Source organism: Streptococcus sp. CCH8-C6 (assembly GCF_001557225.1).
Classification (GTDB): Bacteria; Bacillota; Bacilli; order Lactobacillales; family Streptococcaceae; genus Streptococcus; species Streptococcus sanguinis_C.
The window spans coordinates 13,908-27,858 of the sequence record NZ_LSJN01000060.1 but is presented as its reverse complement, the minus strand read 5'-3'; the positions used below and the strand labels follow the sequence as shown (position 1 = coordinate 27,858).

Genomic DNA, 13,951 nt, shown 5'->3' with positions numbered 1-13,951 from the left:
GGGAGGAATATAACCTGGAGGTAGCGAGATGTTTCCTATGACAGCAAAAACGATCATGACAGAAGAAGCTTATCGCCGTTTCGCTTGGACCAATTTCTGGTATAAAAAGAATGGCATCTTCTCACTGATTCTCCCTGAGATAGTGGTGCTGATATGCGGTGCAATCTGTTTTTTTATCGGGGAACCTTTGCCAGGCGTAGCTTTTCTTGTTACTGTGGCAGTCCTTCCTTTTCTTTACTATCTGTCCATGAATCGACATATTAAAAAGTTTTATAGAGGCAACCCCCTCTGGCATGATATAGAGCAGGAGTTTAGCTTCTATGAGACAGACTTTCGTGTCGTTAATCGGAATAACAATGCCAGATTTGACTACCAAGATATTATGGCGATTATAGACAAGCCAGAAACTTTTTATATTATGGTTGGTCGGTCAATGGGACTGATCTTGGATAAGGCAGACTGTCAGCCTGAATTAATTGATTTTTTACTGAAATTAAAAGAAAACAGAAGTCTCTAATTTGGGGTGCTTCTGTTTTTAATCTGTCAAGTTTTCAAAAAATTGGCCTCCTGTGCGATGTGTGTTATAATGTTTTTTATGAGAGTTGTGGCAGGTAAATATGGGGGCAGGCCCCTCAAGACTTTGGACGGCAAAACGACTAGGCCTACGACTGATAAGGTCAAGGGAGCAATTTTTAATATGATTGGTCCCTATTTTGACGGAGGTCGGGTGCTGGATCTTTATGCTGGGAGCGGGAGTTTGGCCATTGAGGCTATTTCGCGAGGTATGGAGACAGCTGTCTTAGTCGAAAAGGATCGCAGAGCTCAGGCTATTATTTCAGAAAATATTCAGATGACCAAGGAGCCGGAACGTTTTGACTTGCTCAAGATGGAGTCTGGCCGAGCCTTGGAAATGTTGACGGGGACTTTTGACTTGGTTCTCTTAGATCCGTCTTATGCCAAGGAGCAGATTGTGGCAGACCTTGAGAAGCTAGAGGAAGGCCAGCTATTGAGTCAAGATGTCCTAGTAGTCTGTGAGACAGACAAGGAAGTGGAATTACCAGAAGAAATTGCCGGGCTGGGCATTTGGAAGCAGAAGATATATGGAATTTCAAAGGTAACAGTGTATGTCAGATAAGATAGGATTATTCACAGGGTCTTTTGACCCGATGACCAAGGGCCATGTGGACCTGATTGAGCGGGCCAGCAGGCTCTTTGATAAGCTCTATGTAGGGATTTTCTATAACCGAGAAAAGTCTGGTTTTTTCACAATTGAGGCCAGAGAGCGCATGGTCAAAGAAGCTCTGCAGCATTTGGATAATGTTGAGGTTATTACTTCTCAGAATGAGCTAGCAGTGACAGTGGCCAGAAGACTAGGAGCCAAGGTCTTTGTGCGTGGTCTCCGTAACAGTCAAGACCTAGACTATGAAGCCAATATGAACTTTTTCAATCAGGAATTGGCAGGAGAAATGGAGACGATTTTCTTGCTCAGCAAACCAGTCTATCAGCATATCAGTTCATCACGTATTCGTGAGCTGATTGCTTTTCAGCAGGATATCGCGGCCTATGTGCCCCAAAGTGTAATCAAAGAATTAGAAAGAATCAACAATGAAAAGAATTAAGAAGTTTATATTGCCGACGGTCATTGGCGTCACTATTGCCTTTTTTATAGCAGCTCTTTGCGTTCGTCTGCCTTATTATATAGAAGTTCCTGGTGGTGCCGAGGATGTTCGGCAGGTCTTGCTGGTTGATAATAATGCTGACAAGGAAGCAGGTTCCTACAACTTTGTGACAGTCGGAGTAGAGCAGGCAACCTTTGCTCATCTGGTCTATGCTTGGCTGACTCCTTTTACAGATATTTATTCCGCCAAGGATATGACGGGTGGCTCCACGGATGAGGAATTCAATCGGATCAACCAGTTTTACATGGAAACATCGCAAAATATGGCCAAATATCAGGGGTTGACGACAGCTGGTAAAGAGATTAAAATGGACTATCTAGGGGTTTATGTCCTGCAGGTGGCAGATAACTCAACCTTCAAGGGAATTCTCAATATTGCTGATACGGTAACTGGTGTCAATGATAAGACATTTGAAAGCTCTGAGGAACTGGTCAAGTATGTCAACTCGCAGAAGCTTGGGGATAAAATCAAGGTGACTTTCCAAGAAGATGGTCAGGAGAAATCGGCAACCGGTAAGGTCATCAAGTTGGAGAACGGTAAGAACGGGATTGGGATTAGTCTGATAGACCGGACGGAGGTCAGCAGCAGTATTCCGATTACATTTTCAACTGAGGGTATTGGCGGTCCTAGTGCTGGTCTCATGTTCAGCCTAGCCATTTATACTCAGTTGGCTGATCCGACCCTTCGTGACGGCCGCGATATTGCAGGGACCGGCAGCATCAGCCGTGAAGGTGAAGTTGGTGAAATCGGCGGAATCGATAAGAAAGTCGTTTCAGCGGCCCAAAGCGGAGCAGACATCTTCTTTGCACCGAACAATGAACTGACAGAGGAAGAGAAAAAGCTTTCTCCTAATGGGAAAAACAACTACCAAACGGCTCTGGAGACAGCCAAGAAGATTAAAACGGATATGAAAATTGTTCCAGTTAAAACGCTGCAAGACGCCATTGACTATCTGAAAAAGAACAAGTAAGATCTTAGCTTTGCTAAGATTTTTCTTGTGAGATAGACAAAGTTATCTGGCTTTCTTTACTTTAAATCGTCAGACTTTTTTCAGAAAGATATTTTTGATGAAAAGTCCGCGAAATACTGGCTGATTTATGATAAAATAAAGTGTTGTAGATAAACTATCCAAGAACGTTAAAGGAAGAGTATGCGTAAAGATATTTCACCTGAATTGTATAATTATAATAAATTCCCAGGACCAGAGTTTAAACAGATTGATAGCAAGATTGTTGCAGAAAAATTCGAGTTTGAATTGATTGAGAACTATAAGGAAGGCTTTGACTTGACTGCCTTTCATCAGCGCTTTTCAGAAATTCTCACCAAGTTTGACTATATTGTCGGTGACTGGGGCAACGAGCAGCTACGCCTGCGCGGTTTTTACAAGGACGAGCGGGCTAATGAAAACGATGAGAAGATCAGCCGCTTAGAAGACTATTTGCTGGAGTACTGCAGCTATGGCTGTGCTTATTTTGTCTTGGAAAATCCAAATCCCCAGCGCGCTTCTTTTGATAAGAAATCGCATGGCAAGAAAGAGACAGAAGGTCGGTCAAAACGTTCTCGCAATAGCCGTTCAGGCAGCAACCGCAATCGCAGAAGCGATCGAGACCGAGACAGTCGTTCTAAAAGGGACAATAAGCGCTCTCGCAACAATTCCCAGCAAGATAGGCAGAAAAAGCAAAAAAACAGCAATCGCCATTTTGTGATTCGCCAGAATAAAGGAGAAAAATGAAACCATCTATTTATAGCTTAACGCGTCAGGAAATGATTGAATGGGCGGAAGCTCAGGGAGAAAAGAAATTCCGTGCCGCCCAGATTTGGGAGTGGCTCTACCGCAAGCGGGTCCAGTCTTTTGAAGAGATGACCAATCTGTCCAAGGACTTGATTGCCAAGCTAAATAATCAGTTTGTCGTCAATCCGCTCAAACAGCGCATTGTTCAGGAGTCAGCTGATGGTACGGTCAAGTACCTCTTTGAGCTGCCGGATGGTATGCTGATTGAGACGGTGCTCATGCGCCAACATTATGGGCTTTCTGTCTGTGTGACCACCCAGGTTGGCTGCAATATCGGCTGTACTTTCTGTGCCTCTGGCTTGATTAAAAAACAACGTGACCTTAATAACGGTGAGATTGTAGCTCAGATTATGCTGGTTCAGAAGTATTTTGACGAGCGTGGTCAGGATGAGCGGGTCAGCCATATCGTGGTTATGGGAATCGGCGAGCCATTTGATAACTATGACAATGTGCTCAAGTTTGTCCGGACAGTCAATGATGACAAAGGTTTGGCTATCGGTGCCCGCCATATCACGGTTTCAACTTCAGGACTGGCGCATAAGATTCGTGACTTTGCCAATGAAGGTGTGCAGGTCAATCTAGCTGTATCCCTCCATGCCCCGAATAATGATCTGCGGACCAGCATCATGCGGATTAACCGGTCCTTCCCTATCGAAAAGCTTTTTGCAGCTATCGAATACTATATTGAGACGACCAATCGTCGAGTGACCTTTGAGTACATCATGCTCAATGAAGTCAATGACGGGGTAGAGCAGGCCAAGGAACTGGCTGAGCTGCTTAAGAACATTAAGAAGTTGTCTTATGTCAATCTCATTCCTTACAACCCCGTTAGCGAGCACGACCAATACAGCCGCAGTCCCAAAGAGCGCGTGATGGCCTTCTACGATACCCTCAAGAAAAACGGAGTCAACTGTGTGGTTCGTCAGGAACATGGTACAGATATTGATGCAGCCTGCGGCCAGCTGCGCTCTAATACTATGAAGCGTGATCGCGAGAAAGCATTGGTAGAAAATGTTCAGCCTTAAGAACTACCTGACTTCAGACGGTGAGTTGACTGCTAAGGGGCGGAAATTGCTGGTAGGGGGAAGCTGGCTCTATTTCTTGATGCTTTGCGTTCTGTGCTTTATTCCTCAGGTTCCAGAGCCAGGAATGGAAACGCCGGGAATCCAGTATTTTGGTCGAATAGTGGTTTTGTTAATCCCTTTTAATTCCTTTGTCAATATTGGCGAGATTACTTCCTGGCTTCAGCTAGTCAAGGTCTTTATCCAAAATCTAGCCAATATCTTTCTGCTGTCGCCCTTAATCTTTCAATTGCTTTACCTCTTTCCGAAATTGCGGAAGACCAAGAAGGTTGTATGGCTGAGCTTTGGGATGAGTCTGTCTATCGAAGTGACTCAGATTCTGCTGGACCTTCTTATCAACGCCAATCGGGTCTTTGAAATCGATGATCTCTGGACCAATACTTTGGGTGGTTATCTGGCTTGGCGGGCATTTCAGCTTGGTCAGAAAATCTGGAAAAATCGTCAAGATTACGCTTTCAAAAGAGATTAGCGAGAGAAAGGTTCGGATTTGGGAGAAAAAATATAAATTTTTCTTGACAAGAAAAAGGGAAAGGCCTATAATAAAATAAATCATCAGAAAAGTAATAATTTTTTTCTACTTTCAGGGAGCCTGTGGTTGGTGGAAACAGGTAGTGGAAGATTATGAAGTGGGCTGATGCAAAAAAATGAATTTGAAGCAATAAAAATTCGGTGAGCACACCTTACAGTGCAACTTGTTGTTAGACAAGACAGAGATATGGAGGCAGTCTATACTTTGCTCCATAATTGAGGTGGCACCGCGATTTTACGCCCTCACACAGAGTTTTTTCTGTGTGTGGGCTTTTGTTTTGCTTGAAAATAAAGAAATGAGGCAATCAAGATGACAGAAACTAAAGGATATTTTGGACAATTCGGCGGCTCCTTTGTACCGGAGCCTATTCAGACCTTGCTGGATGAATTGGAAGCGACTTTTGAGAAGTATAAGGATGATCCAGAATTTTTAAATGAATACCGACATTATTTGGCGGATTATTCAGGCCGGGAAACCCCGCTCTACTATGCAGAAAGTCTGACCCAGCATCTGGGTGGAGCTAAGATTTATCTGAAGCGGGAAGATCTCAATCATCTGGGATCCCATAAGCTCAATAATGTTTTGGGGCAGATTCTTCTAGCTAAGCGCATGGGCAAGACCCGAGTCATCGCTGAAACTGGAGCTGGCCAACATGGTGTGGCAACTGCGGCAGCAGCAGCTAAGTTTGGTATGAAGTGCGATGTTTACATGGGTGCAGAGGATGTAGAGCGCCAGCGCCTCAATGTTTTCCGTATGGAAATGATGGGAGCGACTGTTCACGCTGTGGAAACAGGAACCAAAACCCTCAAGGATGCAGTGGATGCAGCCTTTGGAGCTTGGATGAACGATTTGGAAGCCTTTTATGTCTTGGGCTCAGCTGTCGGTCCTCACCCCTATCCGACGATTGTCCATGAGTTCCAAAAGGTGATTAGTGAAGAATCTCGCCGTCAGATTTTGGACAAGGAAGGCCGCTTGCCAGACTATGTCATTGCCTGTGTAGGCGGTGGCTCCAATGCTATCGGCGCCTTCTCCCAGTATGTGGCGGATGAAGAAGTCAAGCTGGTTGGTGTTGAAGCGGCTGGACGGGGTCTTGATACAGACCAGCATGCGGCGACCATGACCAAGGGAAGTGTCGGAGTAGTGGATGGCATGAAGACCTACGCTGTCTTTGCTGAAGATGGTCAGGTAGCGCCAGTTTACTCTATTTCAGCAGGCTTGGACTATCCTGGAGTTGGTCCTGAACATGCTTTCTTTAAAGATTCTGGTCGAGTAGAATACGTAGCAGCGACAGATGATGAAGCTGTGGATGCCTTGCTCCTCTTGACACAAAAGGAAGGGATTTTACCAGCGATTGAAAGCTCTCACGCCATTGCTGAAGCCATCAAGCGAGCTCCGCAACTGTCATCTGACCAAATCATCATTATCAATGTATCTGGTCGTGGTGATAAGGATGTGGCAGCTATTGCCGACTATCTAGAAAAACGAAAATAAAATACCCAGCAGAAGAGTAGTAACACCCCTCCTTTCAGAGAGTCTGTGGTGCTGTAAACAGGCAGGAGAAGTTATGAAATGGGCTGCTGGAGTCAACATTTAGTCCTTTAGTTGAACTTTTATCACTTTGTTAGCTTACTTTGCTGTAAAATAGTATGCTGCCTTGTGCTAAAAGGGATCTAAATGACTGCAAATAGGTAAATGAGATGTGGAGCTTGAAAACTCCATAACTGAGGTGGCACCGCGATGATACGCCCTCACAGGATGAACTGTGCGGGCGTTTTTCTGTAGTTCTGAGGCAAGTTATGACAGTGGACAGGTGCTATCTGTTCTTGTGAATGCAGTCATGGCTAGCAAATTGCTCCTACCTAAACGCTTCTGATTAAATAGAAAGAAACATTATGCAAAAGATTTTACCAGCTGATATTTTATCGCCGATTCTGGCTTATATGCGGATTCAGGGCGACCACAAGGTGATTTTGGAAAGTATTCCAAGAGATAGCGAGACAGCTCGCTTTTCTATCCTAGCTTATAACCCAGTCTTTGAAGTTCGCTATGAAAATGGCCGTTTAACAAAGAATGGGCAAGTTATCGAGGCAGATCCATTGGACTATCTGCATGAGTTGGCAGTAAAAAAAGCTCATCATTCAGACCTGCCTTTTGGAGGCGGAGCCATCGGTTTTGTCGGCTACGATATGATTTCCCTCTATGAAGAGATTGGCCAGATTCCAGCTGATGTGATTGGGACGCCGGATATGCACTTTTTCGTCTATGAGAGTTACATGGTTTTTGACCATAAAAAAGACAAGGTCTATATCCTTGAGGAGGCGCTCTACAGTAATAGAAGCGAAGCTGATTTGGCTGCTAGTCTGGAGCATATCATGGCTGAGCTGGCGCAGCCTGCGGCAGATGAATTTTCACCACTGGAACTGTCCAGTTTGAACTTCCAGAGTCATATCGAGCAGATAGCTTTTGAAAAAATGGTGGAAGAAGCGCGTAGCTTGATTCGGCAGGGCGACATGTTCCAATGTGTGCTCAGTCAGCGGTTTTCAGCAGAATATTCTGGTAGGCCACTGGATTACTATCGCAATCTGCGCGTGACCAATCCTTCCAACTATCTCTACTTTTATGATTTCGGGGATTATCAGATTATCGGAGCCAGTCCGGAAAGTCTGGTGTCTGTCAAGCAGGGGCAGGTTACGACCAATCCTATTGCTGGGACCAGACCGCGCGGGCAGGATGAAAGAGAAGATAAAGCCTTGGCGAAGGAGCTGCTGGCTGACGAGAAGGAAGTGGCTGAGCACCGTATGTTAGTTGATTTGGGGCGTAATGATATCGGTAAAATTGCCCAGAATAACAGCGTGGAAGTCACTAAGTACATGGAAGTGGAGTATTTCCGCTATGTCATGCATCTGACCAGTGTAGTCCGTGGTCAGCTTTTGCCCCAACTGACAGCCATGGATGCGCTCAAGTCCACCCTGCCGGCCGGCACCGTTTCGGGTGCGCCTAAGATTCGAGCTATGAAACGCATTTATGAGCTGGAGCAGGAAAAACGTGGCGTTTATGCGGGGGCTATTGGCTATCTGTCTGCGACAGGCGATATGGATTTTGCCATCGCTATCCGAACCATGATTTTGAAAAATGGTAGAGCTTACGTTCAAGCTGGAGCGGGTATTGTTTTTGACTCGATCCCTGCTAATGAATACCAAGAAACCATCAATAAGGCCAAATCAATGACCAAGATAGGAGAGATGCAATGATTTTATTGATTGATAATTATGATTCTTTTACTTACAATTTAGCCCAGTATATCGGCAATTTCGCAGAAGTTAAAGTCTTGCGAAATGATGATGCGGGCCTTTATCAAGCGTCAGAAGAAGCTGATGCTTTGGTTTTGTCTCCAGGCCCAGGCTGGCCGGCAGATGCAGGACGGATGGAAGAGCTTATTCGCGATTTTGCTGGTAAAAAACCGATTTTGGGAATTTGCTTAGGGCACCAAGCCATTGCAGAAGTATTTGGCGGAAAGCTAGGATTGGCTCCTAAAGTCATGCACGGCAAGCAAAGTATTCTGCGCTTTGAGGGCAAATCTCCTATCTATCAAGGGATAGAAGATGGGCAACCGGTCATGCGCTATCATTCGATTTTGATTGAGGAGATGCCAGAGGACTTTGAAGTGACAGCTCGAGCGGTTGATGACAACTCAATCATGGCTATCCAGCACAAGAACCTGCCTATTTATGGTTTTCAGTATCATCCAGAAAGTATCGGCACGCCGGATGGCTTGTCGTCTATCAAGAATTTCATCGACTTAGTAAAGTAAAGGAGGATGTATGAAAGAGATTATTGCAAAACTAGCTGATTTTAAGGATTTAAGCAGTGCTGAGATGACAGATGTGATTGAGCGTATTGTCACCGGACGGGTGACAGAGTCTCAAATTGTAGCTTTCTTGCTGGGGCTTAAGATGAAGGGGGAGACGATTGAGGAACGAACTGCTTTGGCTCAGGTAATGCGAGGCCATGCTAAGCAGATTCCGACCACTATTCGCACTGCTATGGACAATTGCGGTACGGGTGGGGATAAGTCTTTCAGCTTCAATGTTTCGACTACAGCAGCTTTTGTACTAGCGGGTGGCGGGATTAAGATGGCTAAGCACGGCAATCGCTCCATTTCTTCTAAGTCAGGCTCAGCTGATGTGTTAGAAGCTCTGGGTATCAATCTAGACTTGGACGCTGCTAGCTTGGGCAAGGTTTTTGAGCAGACAGGTATCGTCTTTCTCTTTGCAAAAAATATGCATCCAGCTATGAAATACATTATGCCAGCCCGTCTTAGCCTTGGCATTCCCACTATTATGAACCTAACTGGCCCGCTCATCCATCCCATGAGTCTAGAAACTCAGCTTTTGGGGACCAGCCGACCAGATATGCTAGAGAGTACGGCAGAGGTCTTGAAAAATATGGGCCGCAAACGTGCAGTAGTTGTGTCGGGTTCAGATGGTTTGGACGAGGCGGGTCTTCATGGCCGTACCCAGTATGCTCTGCTGGAAAATGGGCAAATCAGCCTGCACAGCTTTCTGCCATCAGATATTGGCATGAAAGAGATACCTCTTGAAGCGATTCGTGGGGGTAATGCCAAGAGAAATGCAGAAATTCTGCTATCTGTCCTGCAAAATCAAGCCAGCCCTTATCTAGAAACGACAGTTCTGAATGCGGGATTGGGATTTTATGCTAATGGAAAATCGGACAGCATAGAAGCAGGAATAGCTTTGGCCCGCCAAGTGATTGCTAGTGGCGCAGCCTATGAAAAACTCAAGCAACTACAGGAGTATCAGAAATGAGCAAAGGATTTCTCCCAACCATTCTAAAGCAAAAAGAGCAGGAAGTGGCGGCTATGTCCTATGAAGAGCTGCAACCCCTGCGCTCGACCTATTCCCTCTATGAGTATCTCAAAAGCCATCCTCAAGAGCTGCAACTGATTGCTGAGGTCAAAAAAGCCAGCCCCAGTCTGGGAGATATTAATCTTGCTGTGGATATTGTGGAGCAGGCTCGCACCTATGAACGATGTGGTGCAGCCATGATTTCGGTCCTGACAGATGAGATTTACTTCAAAGGACATCTGGATTACCTGAGAGAGATTTCCAGTCAAGTGTCCATTCCAACCCTCAATAAGGACTTTATCATTGATGAAAAGCAGGTTGTTCGCGCTCGCAACGCAGGAGCAACGGTTATTCTCTTGATTGTGGCTGCCTTACCTGAAAAGCGGCTGCAAGAACTCTATGATTTTGCGACAGGTTTAGGCTTGGAAGTTCTGGTCGAAACCCATAATCTGGCGGAGCTGGAAATTGCCCATAGAATAGGAGCTCGGATTATCGGTGTTAATAACCGCAATCTAGTTACTTTTGAGACAGATATCAATACAAGTCTCCAGCTGTCTGCCCATTTCAAAGATGATAGGGTTTACGTATCAGAGTCAGCGATTTTCAGCAAGGAAGATGCTGAGCTGGTAGCTCCTTATTTCCATGCGGTTCTAGTCGGAACAGCCCTGATGCAGGCAGAGGATGTGGCAGAAAAAATTAAGGAGCTGAAAATTGACAAAGATTAAGATTTGCGGCTTATCAACGGCTAGCGCTGTGGAAACAGCATGCCAGGCTGGTGCAGATTACATTGGCTTTGTCTTTGCTGAGAGCCGTCGGAGGGTCAGTTTGGAGCAAGCTCAGGAGCTAGCTGCCTTGGTGCCGCCTGCTGTCCGAAAGGTAGGAGTTTTCGTCTCTCCGAGCTTGGCAGAGTTGCAGGAAGCTATTTCAGTGGTAAATCTGGATTTGGTGCAGATTCATGGTGATTTTGATGAAGAGTTCCTGACTCAGATTGGCCGGCCGGTTATTCGAGCTTATCAGGTCAAGGGAGCGTTAAAAGATGTTAGCCAACAAGCGGACTACCTGCTCTTTGATGCACCTCTTGCTGGTAGTGGCCAGACCTTTGACTGGCAATCTTTTGACAAGAATCAAATCCACCAGCCCTTCTTTATCGCCGGTGGTTTGAATGCAGGAAATGTCCGAGAAGCGATTCAGCACTTCGCTCCTTACGCAGTTGATGTTTCAAGCGGTGTTGAGACTGACGGCCAGAAGGACTTAGAAAAGATAACAGAATTTATAGAAAGAGTGAAAGATGGCATATAATCAACCCAATCAAGAAGGATTTTATGGTGAGTTTGGCGGACGCTTTGTTCCCGAAACGCTGATGACAGCAGTTTTGGAGCTAGACAAAGCCTACCGTGAGAGTAAAAAAGACCCAGCCTTTCAGGCTGAGCTGGACGAGTTGCTGAAGCAGTATGTGGGGCGGGAGAATCCTCTCTATTTTGCTAAAAATCTGACAGCCTATGCTGGTGGTGCTAAGATTTATCTGAAGCGGGAAGACCTCAACCATACTGGAGCTCATAAAATCAATAATGCCCTAGGCCAGGTCCTATTAGCCAAGCGAATGGGCAAGAAGAAAATCATTGCAGAGACTGGTGCGGGTCAGCACGGAGTGGCCACCGCCACAGCTGCAGCCCTTTTCAACATGGACTGTACTATCTATATGGGCGAAGAAGATGTCAAGCGCCAAGCTCTTAATGTCTTTCGGATGGAACTTCTTGGAGCCAAGGTGGAGTCTGTGACCGATGGCTCTCGAGTCCTCAAGGATGCAGTCAATGCTGCCTTGCGAGCTTGGGTGGCTCAGGTGGATGATACTCACTATATTATGGGTTCAGCTTTAGGACCTCATCCCTTTCCAGAGATTGTCCGCGACTATCAGAGCGTGATTGGTCGTGAGGCCAAGCGTCAGTTTGCTGAGCGAAATGCAGGTGCCCTGCCAGATGCTTTAGTGGCCTGCGTTGGCGGTGGCTCCAATGCTATTGGACTCTTTTATCCCTTTGTAGATGATAATACAGTGGCTATGTATGGAACAGAAGCAGCTGGGCGAGGCGTGGATACAGATGAACACGCTGCAACCTTAACCAAAGGCCGCCCAGGTGTTTTGCACGGTGCCTTGATGGATGTCTTGCAGGATGAGCAAGGGCAGATTCTTGAGGCTTTCTCTATCTCTGCCGGGCTGGACTATCCGGGCATCGGTCCTGAACATTCTCATTTTAATGCTATCAAGCGCGCCACTTATGTCCCAGTCACGGATGAAGAAGCCTTGGAAGCCTTCCAGCTCCTGTCTCGTATTGAAGGGATTATCCCTGCTCTAGAGTCTAGCCACGCTATTGCTTACGCAGTTAAGCTGGCTAAGGAGTTGGGACCAGATAAATCAATGATTGTCTGCCTATCCGGCCGTGGTGACAAGGATGTCGTTCAGGTAAAGGAACGCTTGGAAAGAGAAGCGGCTCAAAAAGGAGGTTCCCATGACTAAAACACTCACTCAGCATTTAGAAACCATCAAAAGAGAAGGCAAGGGAATTTTCCTTCCTTATATCATGGCTGGTGATCACGAGAAAGGTTTGACAGGATTACCAGAAACCATCTCATTTTTGGAAAACTTGGGCGTGTCAGCCATTGAAATCGGTCTGCCGTTTTCAGACCCTGTTGCAGATGGGCCGGTTATTGAAGAAGCCGGTCTGAGAAGCCTGGGCCATCATACTTCGGCCAAGTCTTTAGTGGCAAGCTTGCAGAATTTGGACACTCAGCTGCCTCTCATCATTATGACCTACTTTAATCCTATTTTCCAGTACGGGCTCAAAGATTTTGTCAAGGATTTGGCTACGACACCGGTTAAAGGATTGATTATTCCGGATCTGCCCTACGAGCATAGGAACTTAATTCTGCCCCTGCTGGAAAATACAGACATTGCTTTGATTCCTTTAGTAAGTCTGACGACTGGCCTAGAACGCCAGCAGGAGCTGATCAAGGAAGCTGAAGGTTTTATCTACGCTGTAGCTATCAACGGTGTGACAGGTAAGAGCGGAAGCTACCGCAATGATTTGGACCAGCATCTGAGTAAGCTTCATGATATTGCAGAGATTCCAGTACTGACGGGCTTTGGCGTTTCGACTTTAGAAGATGTTGACCGTTTCAATCAAGTCTCAGATGGAGTCATTGTCGGATCTAAGATTGTCAAAGCTCTTCATGAAAAGGACGCCAGTATAGCAGCCTTTATCAAAGAAGCAGCAGCTTATAAGAAATAAGAACCACAACACCAAACAAAAGACAGGGTACAAATGCCAACCTGTCTTTTTTCTTTTTAAAGCAGAAGCAGGCGAGGCCAGAGAAGCTAGCGATTTGGATAAGAATGAGAATTTCCGTCAGACTTAAAATGGCTGAGCAGGAAGCAAGAAATAGAAAGTCTCCAGCGCCAATACGAAGATTATAAAAGGAGGCTAGAAGTCCTAGGGTTAAAAAGAAGAACATGAGAGGATTGACACTTGTTATCATCATCAGCGAAAGCTGAAAAAACAGCCAGACCATCAAAGGGTATTGCTGCTCTCTTTGATCGTATATGGCTAGGATCAAGCCCATAGTGAGCAGTAGAAGTTGACTGATAGAAATCGTACCAAGCGAAGTTGCCAGAAAAAGACTGCCTAATATAAATTCAAAAAATAAATAGCGTAAGGGAATCTTGTCTCCACAGAAGCGGCAACGAAGACGGTTCATGACTTGAGAAAAAATAGGAATCAAATCACGCGGTGCCAATCTTTTCCCGCAGGCATTGCAATGGCTAGCGGGAGTGATGATAGACTGCTCTGGGAAGCGGTCGATAACCAAGCCTAGGAATGAGGCAAAGACGGTACCAACAAGAAAAAAGTATAGATGAATCATACTTATTTATTCGTAATTTTAAACAGAAAAATTCTGAAATTTTGCAACTTTTCTAATAAAGTCTTTTTTTGAATCTTTTGTCTTGACTT

General features: G+C 45.5%; 16 protein-coding genes and 1 other annotated feature. Of the genes, 15 read left to right on the top strand and 1 reads right to left on the bottom strand.

All coding sequences use genetic code 11. The features are described from left to right. The first annotated feature begins 28 nt into the window (after positions 1-28). The 15 genes from AX677_RS05580 to trpA all read left to right on the top strand — a co-directional run bounded on the left by AX677_RS05580 (position 29) and on the right by trpA (position 13,231). Entirely contained in the window at positions 29-517 is a 489-nt protein-coding gene (locus AX677_RS05580; protein ID WP_002921995.1) for a YcxB family protein, read from the top strand. A gap of 69 nt (positions 518-586) precedes the next feature. Next, positions 587-1,135, top strand: a complete 549-nt coding sequence (rsmD, locus tag AX677_RS05575) for a 16S rRNA (guanine(966)-N(2))-methyltransferase RsmD (RefSeq protein WP_060976454.1) — start codon at positions 587-589, stop codon at positions 1,133-1,135. Further along, positions 1,125-1,619: a pantetheine-phosphate adenylyltransferase gene (coaD, locus tag AX677_RS05570; protein ID WP_060976453.1), complete on the top strand. Its 495-nt coding sequence runs from the start codon at positions 1,125-1,127 to the stop codon at positions 1,617-1,619. Before rsmD ends, coaD begins: the two co-directional genes overlap by 11 nt. After that, positions 1,606-2,649, top strand: coding sequence for a SepM family pheromone-processing serine protease (locus AX677_RS05565; protein WP_060976452.1), 1,044 nt, complete (start codon positions 1,606-1,608; stop codon positions 2,647-2,649). Before coaD ends, AX677_RS05565 begins: the two co-directional genes overlap by 14 nt. Before the next feature lie 180 nt (positions 2,650-2,829). Continuing rightward, positions 2,830-3,411 (top strand): YutD-like domain-containing protein, encoded by a 582-nt coding sequence (locus AX677_RS05560; RefSeq protein WP_060976451.1) that lies wholly within the window; start codon positions 2,830-2,832, stop codon positions 3,409-3,411. Continuing rightward, positions 3,408-4,496 (top strand): 23S rRNA (adenine(2503)-C(2))-methyltransferase RlmN, encoded by a 1,089-nt coding sequence (rlmN, locus tag AX677_RS05555; RefSeq protein WP_060976450.1) that lies wholly within the window; start codon positions 3,408-3,410, stop codon positions 4,494-4,496. Before AX677_RS05560 ends, rlmN begins: the two co-directional genes overlap by 4 nt. Continuing rightward, a complete protein-coding gene (locus tag AX677_RS05550; RefSeq protein WP_060976449.1) occupies positions 4,483-5,022 on the top strand; it encodes a VanZ family protein in 540 nt (179 codons plus the stop codon). The genes rlmN and AX677_RS05550 overlap by 14 nt, the downstream gene beginning before the upstream one ends. 75 nt (positions 5,023-5,097) lie before the next feature. Next, positions 5,098-5,329, top strand: a binding site (T-box leader). Positions 5,330-5,391: 62 nt separating this feature from the next. Further along, on the top strand, positions 5,392-6,573 hold the full coding sequence (gene trpB, locus AX677_RS05545; RefSeq protein WP_060976448.1) for a tryptophan synthase subunit beta: 1,182 nt from the start codon (positions 5,392-5,394) through the stop codon (positions 6,571-6,573). Positions 6,574-6,974: 401 nt separating this feature from the next. Then, on the top strand, positions 6,975-8,333 hold the full coding sequence (gene trpE / locus AX677_RS05540; RefSeq protein ID WP_060976447.1) for an anthranilate synthase component I: 1,359 nt from the start codon (positions 6,975-6,977) through the stop codon (positions 8,331-8,333). After that, complete coding sequence (locus AX677_RS05535; RefSeq protein WP_060976446.1) at positions 8,330-8,893, top strand: aminodeoxychorismate/anthranilate synthase component II; 564 nt, start codon at positions 8,330-8,332, stop codon at positions 8,891-8,893. Before trpE ends, AX677_RS05535 begins: the two co-directional genes overlap by 4 nt. A gap of 10 nt (positions 8,894-8,903) precedes the next feature. Then, the gene (gene trpD, locus AX677_RS05530; protein WP_060976445.1) at positions 8,904-9,908 is read left to right on the top strand and encodes an anthranilate phosphoribosyltransferase; all 1,005 of its coding nucleotides are present in this window, start codon (positions 8,904-8,906) and stop codon (positions 9,906-9,908) included. After that, on the top strand, positions 9,905-10,672 hold the full coding sequence (trpC, locus tag AX677_RS05525; protein ID WP_060976444.1) for an indole-3-glycerol phosphate synthase TrpC: 768 nt from the start codon (positions 9,905-9,907) through the stop codon (positions 10,670-10,672). The genes trpD and trpC overlap by 4 nt, the downstream gene beginning before the upstream one ends. Further along, positions 10,659-11,246, top strand: coding sequence for a phosphoribosylanthranilate isomerase (locus tag AX677_RS05520; protein ID WP_060976443.1), 588 nt, complete (start codon positions 10,659-10,661; stop codon positions 11,244-11,246). Before trpC ends, AX677_RS05520 begins: the two co-directional genes overlap by 14 nt. Next, positions 11,236-12,459: a tryptophan synthase subunit beta gene (gene trpB, locus AX677_RS05515; protein WP_060976442.1), complete on the top strand. Its 1,224-nt coding sequence runs from the start codon at positions 11,236-11,238 to the stop codon at positions 12,457-12,459. Before AX677_RS05520 ends, trpB (AX677_RS05515) begins: the two co-directional genes overlap by 11 nt. Further along, complete coding sequence (gene trpA / locus AX677_RS05510; protein WP_060976441.1) at positions 12,452-13,231, top strand: tryptophan synthase subunit alpha; 780 nt, start codon at positions 12,452-12,454, stop codon at positions 13,229-13,231. Before trpB (AX677_RS05515) ends, trpA begins: the two co-directional genes overlap by 8 nt. Here trpA and AX677_RS05505 read toward each other — a convergent pair. Then, entirely contained in the window at positions 13,203-13,862 is a 660-nt protein-coding gene (locus AX677_RS05505) for an A24 family peptidase (RefSeq protein ID WP_060976440.1), read from the bottom strand. The two genes, trpA and AX677_RS05505, sit on opposite strands and share 29 nt — an antisense overlap. Between the last annotated feature and the right edge of the window lie 89 nt (positions 13,863-13,951).

Bases quoted from the DNA above. Each gene is read 5' to 3' on its own strand.
- trpD (WP_060976445.1), top strand. From the start codon at position 8,904: ATGAAAGAGATTATTGCAAAACTAGCTGATTTTAAGGATTTAAGCAGT.
- trpC (WP_060976444.1), top strand. From the start codon at position 9,905: ATGAGCAAAGGATTTCTCCCAACCATTCTAAAGCAAAAAGAGCAGGAA.
- AX677_RS05580 (WP_002921995.1), top strand. From the start codon at position 29: ATGTTTCCTATGACAGCAAAAACGATCATGACAGAAGAAGCTTATCGC.
- AX677_RS05535 (WP_060976446.1), top strand. From the start codon at position 8,330: ATGATTTTATTGATTGATAATTATGATTCTTTTACTTACAATTTAGCC.
- rsmD (WP_060976454.1), top strand. From the start codon at position 587: ATGTTTTTTATGAGAGTTGTGGCAGGTAAATATGGGGGCAGGCCCCTC.
- coaD (WP_060976453.1), top strand. From the start codon at position 1,125: ATGTCAGATAAGATAGGATTATTCACAGGGTCTTTTGACCCGATGACC.
- trpB (WP_060976442.1), top strand. From the start codon at position 11,236: ATGGCATATAATCAACCCAATCAAGAAGGATTTTATGGTGAGTTTGGC.
- trpE (WP_060976447.1), top strand. From the start codon at position 6,975: ATGCAAAAGATTTTACCAGCTGATATTTTATCGCCGATTCTGGCTTAT.
- AX677_RS05560 (WP_060976451.1), top strand. From the start codon at position 2,830: ATGCGTAAAGATATTTCACCTGAATTGTATAATTATAATAAATTCCCA.
- AX677_RS05565 (WP_060976452.1), top strand. From the start codon at position 1,606: ATGAAAAGAATTAAGAAGTTTATATTGCCGACGGTCATTGGCGTCACT.
- trpA (WP_060976441.1), top strand. From the start codon at position 12,452: ATGACTAAAACACTCACTCAGCATTTAGAAACCATCAAAAGAGAAGGC.
- AX677_RS05550 (WP_060976449.1), top strand. From the start codon at position 4,483: ATGTTCAGCCTTAAGAACTACCTGACTTCAGACGGTGAGTTGACTGCT.
- rlmN (WP_060976450.1), top strand. From the start codon at position 3,408: ATGAAACCATCTATTTATAGCTTAACGCGTCAGGAAATGATTGAATGG.
- AX677_RS05505 (WP_060976440.1), bottom strand. From the start codon at position 13,862: ATGATTCATCTATACTTTTTTCTTGTTGGTACCGTCTTTGCCTCATTC.
- trpB (WP_060976448.1), top strand. From the start codon at position 5,392: ATGACAGAAACTAAAGGATATTTTGGACAATTCGGCGGCTCCTTTGTA.